This window comes from Bartonella sp. CL266QHHD (assembly GCF_042195355.1).
Classification (GTDB): Bacteria; Pseudomonadota; Alphaproteobacteria; order Rhizobiales; family Rhizobiaceae; genus Bartonella.
Genome location: NZ_JBHIOD010000028.1, coordinates 1 through 8,073, shown reverse-complemented (window position 1 = coordinate 8,073; position 8,073 = coordinate 1). Strand labels below are relative to the sequence as shown.

At 39.3% G+C, this 8,073-nt stretch carries 9 protein-coding genes and 1 pseudogene; 3 read left to right on the top strand and 7 right to left on the bottom strand.

From position 1 onward, the window contains the following. Nucleotides 1-413: 413 nt before the first annotated feature. Complete coding sequence (locus ACFIK7_RS02645; RefSeq protein WP_375662889.1) at nucleotides 414-1,565, top strand: tyrosine-type recombinase/integrase; 1,152 nt, start codon at nucleotides 414-416, stop codon at nucleotides 1,563-1,565. Between the two features lie 173 nt (nucleotides 1,566-1,738). Here ACFIK7_RS02645 and ACFIK7_RS02640 read toward each other — a convergent pair whose 3' ends face one another. From ACFIK7_RS02640 to ACFIK7_RS02630, 3 genes are all read right to left on the bottom strand, one after another. Next, complete coding sequence (locus ACFIK7_RS02640; protein ID WP_375662888.1) at nucleotides 1,739-1,951, bottom strand: hypothetical protein; 213 nt, start codon at nucleotides 1,949-1,951, stop codon at nucleotides 1,739-1,741. Between the two features lie 131 nt (nucleotides 1,952-2,082). Continuing rightward, nucleotides 2,083-2,310 carry a hypothetical protein gene (locus ACFIK7_RS02635; RefSeq protein ID WP_375662887.1) on the bottom strand — a complete coding sequence of 76 codons (228 nt, stop codon included), beginning with the start codon at nucleotides 2,308-2,310 and terminating at the stop codon, nucleotides 2,083-2,085. Further along, nucleotides 2,307-2,969: a lysozyme gene (locus tag ACFIK7_RS02630; RefSeq protein ID WP_375662886.1), complete on the bottom strand. Its 663-nt coding sequence runs from the start codon at nucleotides 2,967-2,969 to the stop codon at nucleotides 2,307-2,309. Before ACFIK7_RS02630 ends, ACFIK7_RS02635 begins: the two co-directional genes overlap by 4 nt. Before the next feature lie 244 nt (nucleotides 2,970-3,213). Here ACFIK7_RS02630 and ACFIK7_RS02625 point away from each other — a divergent pair, with 244 nt between their 5' ends. Then, nucleotides 3,214-4,122 carry a type II restriction endonuclease gene (locus ACFIK7_RS02625; protein ID WP_375631818.1) on the top strand — a complete coding sequence of 303 codons (909 nt, stop codon included), beginning with the start codon at nucleotides 3,214-3,216 and terminating at the stop codon, nucleotides 4,120-4,122. Nucleotide 4,123: 1 nt separating this feature from the next. Beyond that, complete coding sequence (locus tag ACFIK7_RS02620; RefSeq protein ID WP_375631819.1) at nucleotides 4,124-5,050, top strand: DNA cytosine methyltransferase; 927 nt, start codon at nucleotides 4,124-4,126, stop codon at nucleotides 5,048-5,050. 58 nt (nucleotides 5,051-5,108) lie between these two features. Here the strand turns inward: ACFIK7_RS02620 and ACFIK7_RS02615 are convergent, their stop codons facing one another. The 4 genes and pseudogenes from ACFIK7_RS02615 to ACFIK7_RS02600 form a co-directional block, all read right to left on the bottom strand. Then, nucleotides 5,109-6,410 (bottom strand): phage late control D family protein, encoded by a 1,302-nt coding sequence (locus ACFIK7_RS02615; RefSeq protein ID WP_375662885.1) that lies wholly within the window; start codon nucleotides 6,408-6,410, stop codon nucleotides 5,109-5,111. Further along, nucleotides 6,407-6,631, bottom strand: a complete 225-nt coding sequence (locus ACFIK7_RS02610) for a tail protein X (protein ID WP_039760481.1) — start codon at nucleotides 6,629-6,631, stop codon at nucleotides 6,407-6,409. The genes ACFIK7_RS02615 and ACFIK7_RS02610 overlap by 4 nt, the downstream gene beginning before the upstream one ends. After that, a complete protein-coding gene (locus ACFIK7_RS02605) occupies nucleotides 6,628-7,008 on the bottom strand; it encodes a phage tail protein (protein WP_375662884.1) in 381 nt (126 codons plus the stop codon). Before ACFIK7_RS02605 ends, ACFIK7_RS02610 begins: the two co-directional genes overlap by 4 nt. 5 nt (nucleotides 7,009-7,013) lie before the next feature. After that, nucleotides 7,014-8,073 (bottom strand): annotated as a pseudogene (locus ACFIK7_RS02600) (phage tail protein); the annotation flags it as partial.

Below are 8,073 nucleotides of genomic sequence, written 5' to 3'. Positions count from 1 at the left end.
AAATGAGAGAATCCTACGTTATTCGGGGGTCTAATTCAATATACAAAACAGTAAATTATCATTATAAATCAATATATTGTTATTGTGTGAAGCGTGCTTTATAGACAAATGTTAGAAACCCTATTCCCTTAACTTTACTCAGGCATCATTAACTTAAAAGTCAATAAAAAAATAGGTTACATACAACAAAGAAGAGTGTGGTGCCCAGACGCGGCAAGCAGGGGCTTAGCAACAAGATTCAAAGTGTATAAAGATGTGTAAGGGCGTATTGATGTCTATAGCTTTTTATGATTCAATAAAAAAAGTAAGTATTAAAGAAAAAATCTCAAATCAGAAATTAAAGGTGGTCTAAAAGGTGGACCCAAAAAGGTGGACGAGCAATGCTTGAAAAGGTGGACGAGAGGGGACGTTAAGTGAGGGCGATTCATCGGTTATCAGCATCATTCGTAAAGACGTCTCCGCAGGGTAAATATTGTGACGGGGCAGGGTTGTGGTTGAATGTTCGAAAAGACAATACACGCTCTTGGTTTTTTCGCTATACGCACCACAATAAGCGCCGTGAAATGGGACTTGGTCCTGTTACAAAACTCTCTTTAAAAGAAGCGCGTGAGCTTACAAGATATTATAGTGATATTCTTAAAGAAGGCAATGATCCTATTGTCTTTCGAGAACAGACTATTTTAAAACAGCAAAGCAATATTTTTCAAGAAATTGCAAAAGCGGCTTTTGAAAGCAAAAAAGCAGAGTTGAAAAATGAAGGTAAAAACGGCCGCTGGTTTTCTCCTCTAGAGTTGCACGTTATTCCACACATAGGCAAATTACCTATAGAAAAATTAACAGCCAATATCATCCGCAATGTTCTCTCACCCCTTTGGCATGAAAAAGCAGACACAGCGCGAAAAGCACTTAACCGTATCAATATTTGTTTGAAATATGCAGCGGCTCTTGGTTTAGATGTTGATCTACAGGCTTGTATGAAGGCACGCGCTCTTTTAGGAAAAACACGTGCGACATCAACAAATATTCCTGCTATGCCATGGCAAGAGGTTCCGGCATTTTATCAAAGCTTGGATGATAAGATCCTTTCAAATTTAGCACTGAAGTTACTCATTTTGACGGGAGCACGGTCATATCCATTGCGCTATTTGCGCCTTGAACAAATTGATAAAAATATATGGACGATACCAAAAGAAAACATGAAAGGTATTGTAGGGAAAGTTTCAGACTTTCGCGTGCCACTAAGTGGTGAAGCTTTGAGAGTTATTGAAAAAACTCTCCCCTTTGAAAAGAATGGTTTTCTCTTTTCTGGTCTTAAAGGTAACCCCATTTCTGATGCCACCATGGCAAAATATATGACAGTTTGTGGTTTGACTTATCGTCCCCATGGTTTTCGTTCAAGTTTACGGGATTGGATAGCAGAGACAACGTCAACACCGTTCGAGATTGCCGAAACTGTTCTTGCCCATTCAGTCGGGAGTTCAGTGACAAAAGCTTATATGCGAACGGATTTTTTAGAACAACGACATGTTCTCTTGGAACAGTGGGCTTCATTTATAACAGGATAGAATTTTTACAATTACCTCTGCAGTGTTTTTAGCTATTTTGGAGAGAAATTTGATATGTCCAATTCTGTGAAAATAACAGTTTTAAATGTGTAAAGCTATTATTGATAGTCTCCATGAGACGAGCAAAATTAAGAAACCATTTTCTAAAGAATTTCGCGCGTCTCAGAGTATGTTTAGAGTCGGATATTTGGTTTTTGTGTAAAAATACTTACAAACGCATCCATAATACGTGAAAAATCAAGCGCTAATAAGAGTATAATGAGTACAATCCATTTCGTATAACGCGACATCACTTTTACACTTTTGTAGGTCATGATGATTTCTTGAAGGATTTTTTTTTCTGCTTCTGTAAGCTCTGTATCGTCTTGTGTTTTTTTTCTAGCCATGTTTCCACCCACACACGCGTTCACCTAGATTATTGTGCTTTAAGATCTCTCTTGCTAAGTTTGAACTGATGGCGTTCAGATCTTGCTTATCTAAATAAATTGGCAACCAGCCAACACAAGAAGAAGCATATTTATTTGTCGCGCAACCAGTCAGAGAGAGCAGTACGCACATCAGCATCACTTTTTTGATTAACTTCACTTTCCACCTCCAGACGTGTTGTGGCTGCTTTTAAAGCTTTTTCTGTTTGCTTTTGTTGCTCTGCTTTTTTCCCAAGAGTAAAAGCTCTTGCTAAAATCATAAAAAAAGCAGCTAAAGCCGCGCCTGTTATCATCAGATTTCTTTTCATCCATAAGATCATAGACGATGCTCCTGAAAGCGTTTAGCAACAAAGAAAATACCAGCACATGCGGCTAAAACCATAATGGTGGCCAAAGCCCATTGGATTGGTCCATTTCCAGCTAACAAACCACCAAGCCCAGAAAAAGAGCCAATAATCGGTGCAAGGGCTTCTGCTTTGAAAAGCCCCGTTGGTACTTGCGTTTCTACTGTTTGATAATTGGAAGAAACATAAGCCCCTTTCGCCCATAAGCCTGTTTCTGCCGCACGCCGGTGTGCTAGACCTTCAAGACGCTTTCCGCCTGCTTTGGTCCATTTCTGTAGCTCGGCAGGGACAGCTTCATATTCACCTTGATTGAGCTTTTTTAACAGTGTCGAATTACAAAAGGCTGTTGTTCCTACATTATAGCAAAAGGACACTAACGCCGCAAATTGTTCATCCGTTAATGAAACCGTAACAGCGCGTTCAACGACATTTTCAAATTGTCTTAAATCTTGGCAAAGAATTTCTTCAGCTTGTTTTTCAGTGATTGCCATGCCTTTATGAACAAAAGGTTTTCCAGCACTGTTTGTATGTCCATAACCTATTGTCCACACCCCAATGGCATCTTTATAGGCGTTCAAACGCAAACCTTCCCATTGTTTGATAAGTGCTAGTCCTTCTGATGATATTTTTCGCATATGATTCTCCATAAAAAAAGCCCCGCAAAAGGCGGGGATGCGTGAAAAATATGAAATGAACGTCTTTCCCTCTTAAAGGACGGTAAGAAATCTACTCAACAAAAAGATATTGAAAAAGCCGTTCAATTAGTAAAAAAATTAACTTCCTCCTCGCCTAAAGGACAGGTAACGGACAAAAATATCATTGGTTAAAATTTAGAATCTGCTAATCAGTTATACTTGTCTAATCGTAGGATTTAATGCAATGACTGATATAAGATACAAAAACTTAGAAGATTTTTGTGGGCTTGATGAGGAAGAAAAAAAAAGCTTCGTAAACTTTCTCAAGAAAAGAAGAAGTGAACTGATTTCACCTACTGATGAAATAGTAAGTCAAATAGTACAGGAAAATAAACAAATTATAGATGAGTTGCTCAAAAAAGAGGAAGTTTCTAAAACAATTTTTAATATGCGAGAATTATCGTATTCCGCATTGTTAAAGCAAGAATCTACTTTCAATTCTGCGATTTTGATGGAAATTAGCCATCAGTTTGAGATGCCTAAAAGAATTATTACTGAATTAAGTTTAAAATTATTTCGGCTTAACATTCAAGATTCTCACAAATTTAACGAGCAGCTAATAAATTGTTTTGGCCAATATGCAGGAAAAATTATTCCATATATTTATTTATTATGTCTTAGCAATACACAGTCACGCCGTTCACGTGCGGGAAAAACATTTGAAGAAATTATTTATTTTTTATATAATCAATTTCGATATCGTTTCGAAGCTCAAAAAAAAATCGGAAAAGAAACATTTCAAAAAGCCGGTTTGGGTAAAATGGTTGATTCAGTACTACCGAGCATAGAGCATTTTAAGAAAAGACGCGATAAGGCTATTATTGGCACAATGAAAACCACTTTGCGTGAACGTTGGCAAGAAGTTATTGAAGAGCAGTCAAGATCTCAAGTTCCTAACATTCACTTACTGACAGTTGATGATAAAATCTCTGTAAATAAAATTGAACAAATGAACAAGCATAACATTGTTGTCGTCGTACTAAAAACAGTTAAAAATCAAGAAAAAATATTGCATAACCACAGCGTCATAGATTTTGAAACGTATTTTTTAAAAGAACTACCTGAGATGTTTAATTATTGGAAAAATCAGTAAAATGTTTAAACTAATTGACTTATTTGCCGGCATTGGAGGAATTCGTTTGGGTTTCGAGTCTGCATTTGGCTTAGATAACGCCCAATGTGTTTTTACATCAGAAATTGATAAATACTCTATTCAAACTTATCGACTTAATTTTAACAACGATCACGTCCATGGCGATATTACTCAGATCAATGAAGAAGAAATACCAGAGCATGATATTTTATTAGCAGGCTTTCCTTGCCAACCTTTTTCGCAAGCAGGCTTGAAGAAGGGGTTTGCGGATGCACGTGGAACTTTATTTTTTGATATCAATAGAATTTTATCACATAGGAAGCCTCGAGCATTTTTATTAGAGAATGTTAAGCAATTAAAGGGGCATGATAGGGGACGTACTCTCTCTAGTATTATAAAGCATTTACAATCAAGCGGTTATAAAGTTTTTTATGATATCTTAAAAGCACGGGATTTTGGAGTTCCTCAGAATCGTGAACGCATATATATCATTGGTTTTTTAGATCATTCGATAGATTTTAAATTTCCCTCTCCCATGAATATTAAAACAAGGGTGGGAGATATTTTAGATAAAGAGGTTGATGAAAAATATACAATTAGTAATGCTCTTTGGCATGGACACCAACGAAGAAAAGTTCTGAATAAACTGAAAGGAAAGGGATTTGGTTATGGGCTTTTCGATGTGGAATCGCCATACACAAATACACTTTCTGCACGTTATTACAAAGATGGAAGCGAAATACTTATAATGCAGGATAATAAAAATCCTAGAAAACTGACGCCAAGAGAAGCAGCACGCTTGCAAGGGTTTCCTGAAAGCTACCAGATTCCAGTATCTGATACGCAAGCCTATCGCCAATTTGGAAACAGTGTGTCTGTTCCAGTTATTAAAGCTATCGCATTGCAGATGAAAAAATATCTGTCGTAAACGTTCATTGACCTTCTTCCCTAAAAGGGACAGCACAACGAATGACCTAAAGTTGATATTAATCCTCATCCATATGGATAACGCCTTCGCCTTCGTCGCATGCGTTTTGTGGGGCGTTTGGATCAAGGGTATCATCCTTGTCTGGTGTTGTGTTTGCAACGTTTCCAGCTGTGTCTTCTTGGGCTTCATCAAAAAGTTCGCATTCTATTTTTGTGGTGTAACCACCCGTTTTATCAAGTTTGTGTTTAACGCTTTTGATGCGCCATTCTGCTGGAATATAGGGGCGGAAAGGGGGCTCTTGAACAAGCTTTGCTTCTGCTTGCACAAACGGATCACCACCGATATCACATGAGAAAGAAGATTTCCCACGAGATGATTTATTGCGATAAGCAGCAATGGCTGCAACAGCCTCTGATTGGTTATGGTAGGTGTATTTGAGTTCATGAAACGGCGGATTACCAACTTTGACTTCTTTTTTTTCACCACTGCGGATATCATGATAGGTTGCGAGAACACCGCCTTTTTTCTCTTTGTCTTCTTCTTGCTTTTCCGATTCTTTTTCTGCTTTTTCTGATTCAGATGATGATGCTCTGTCACTGTTATCCATATGGATAAAGTTTTCATCATCATCAATCTCTTCTGGTTCTCGTGCATCAGCCGCGGCTTTTTGGTCGTCTCCCACATCTGTTTCTAAGCCATTGGCTGCACCTGCTTCATCACGCGCACTGTATTTAAAATCCCAAGAGGTGCAATGTTTTTCATGGATAACAACAATAGGGAGTGTTTCACCGGTGATGGCTTTGCCTTCACCCCGTTTGGCGAGCACAAGTTTGCCATCAACGGGCTTTGCTACCGCATCATATTCCCCTGCGAGGCGTGCAGCAAAAGCCATATCACTTTCCGATGTTTGATCAATATGACGCACAACGATTTTTGCAAGAGAAGGATCAACCTTTGGTGTATAGCCATTACGCTCTGCTATCTCTTGAACAATACTGCCAAGGGTTTGCTGGTGATAGGATTGGCTTTTGGGGGTTCTGTAAGACGTGTTCATTGATGCGGCGCGCCCTGTCACGCTTAAGCTTTGTGGTGGGCTGCTTACAGAGATTTCGTCTATCAGATAGGATCCCATATCGCGGTTTTTCCCGCCTTCATAGCCAAGTTTTATGGAAATAACTGTCCCGATAAGAGGAATATCAAGAAAGCCGTTATCACTGTCACGTGCGCGGTCATCAAGCTCTATAGTGATACGATCACTTTTGTTTTCTGCTTCATCGGTAATTTCAATTGATAAAACATAATCCATAAGAGTTTTGGTGATGTCTTCTCCATTTGCCAGAACCATGCAAAAAGGTTTCATGATTGACTGCCCCAAATTCTGATTACCGGTGTGGCTTTCGGATAGGGGAGGGTTGGCAAAACGATTGTGATGCCTGCTTTTAAGATGGGTCCATAGTCTGCAAGACCAAAATTTGCTGCATAAACGCGTTCAACAGCAAGGGCTTGTTGACCCTTTGCATAGTATCTCCAGCAAATGGCATCAACCATATCGCCTTCTTTTGTTACGTAAAGATCACTCATAGCTCTTCACCATATTCTCTCAACTTTATCGTAAATTCTTGTTTTTTGGGGGTGCCATTATGATGAAAAATGCTTTGCTTTTCCTCTACAGAAAGAATGACAAACTTACCTAAGATTTTGCCTTGACCGGTCACAAGAATGTGAGGTCCCATATGCGCTATTTGCCGTAAATATTCGAGCTGTCTGTGACCACCTTTGAAATCTGGATAAATCACGCCTGCTAAAGAAAATTCCGCATTTGCAACAGCAGGCAATTGAAGAGCAGCCTTTCTCCCCAATCGCCCTTGCTCCACCCATGGAACCCCATAAGACATATCAAGTGTTTGGTAAGCTGCTGTTTCAATGGAAAAAATAAAACCACCCAAAGCTAACATCATGGTATTTAATCCGAAAGGCTAGAGGCTATGGCTAAACGTTGCTGTTTTGCATAGCGTTCAAGTGCTTGATTGACAGCGTCTCTGATTTCGTCCTTGAGACCATTTGGTACTGAAATATTGAGATTTGTAATGGTTACACGGGCGTCTACTTCAACGGGCTTATGAACCGTAATGGGCTTTGGAGCTTTAAAAGCACCTACTTTATTTGTTGCCTGCATTTGTCCTGTTTCAACGACACTTGTATTAAAACCACTCTTGCGTTTTTCAGGTGGGGTATTTGTAACCACTACTGTATCAACCATTTTTTTTGCACGTGCATTGGTTTCTTCGGTAAAGGTTTTAATGGTCTGCGTTGAAGTCTTGTCTATTGAAACATTAAACCCTAACTTTTCTTTCATCCAATTAGGCATCCAGCTGGTTAATTTGCTTATCATGCCGCTAAGCCAATCAGACAGAGCATTCCATTGGCTTTTGATACCGTCCCACAAGCTACCAATGAGATTGGTTCCTACTTCCATGAGATTGATCCCAAACAGCCACTCAATCAATGCATTGATTTTTTTTGAAATCCAAGAGAGCGGTGAAAAGTTTTTAAAGAGCGTCAAGAGGTTATTGAAAACGTTACTACATAAGCTCGCAAAAGAATTCCACAAGTTGCTTATGAAGCTTACTACCGTATCCCAATTTTTGTAGAGCAGATATCCAACTCCAACAAGGGCTGCTATGCCGCCAGCGATCCAGCCGATAGGAGTGGTCATGATTGCGATACCAAGCGATATAAAAGCAGAACTAACGGCAGTTATTGCTGGAATGAGTGAAGCTATAAGAACTGCCCCAACCGCGGCTAAAGATGCTGCTACCCAACCATTGAGTTTGTCCCAATATTGATAGAGGACAAAGAGCGCTGCAATGCCACCCATTAACCAACCGATAGGTGTCGTCATAATTGTGATACCAAGGCTAACAAACGCTGTTCCTACGGCTGCTAATGCGGCAATGAGTGGACCAAAAATGAACGAACCAAGTGCCACAAGTCCTACCTTAAAGAGGGTTATTTCACCAATC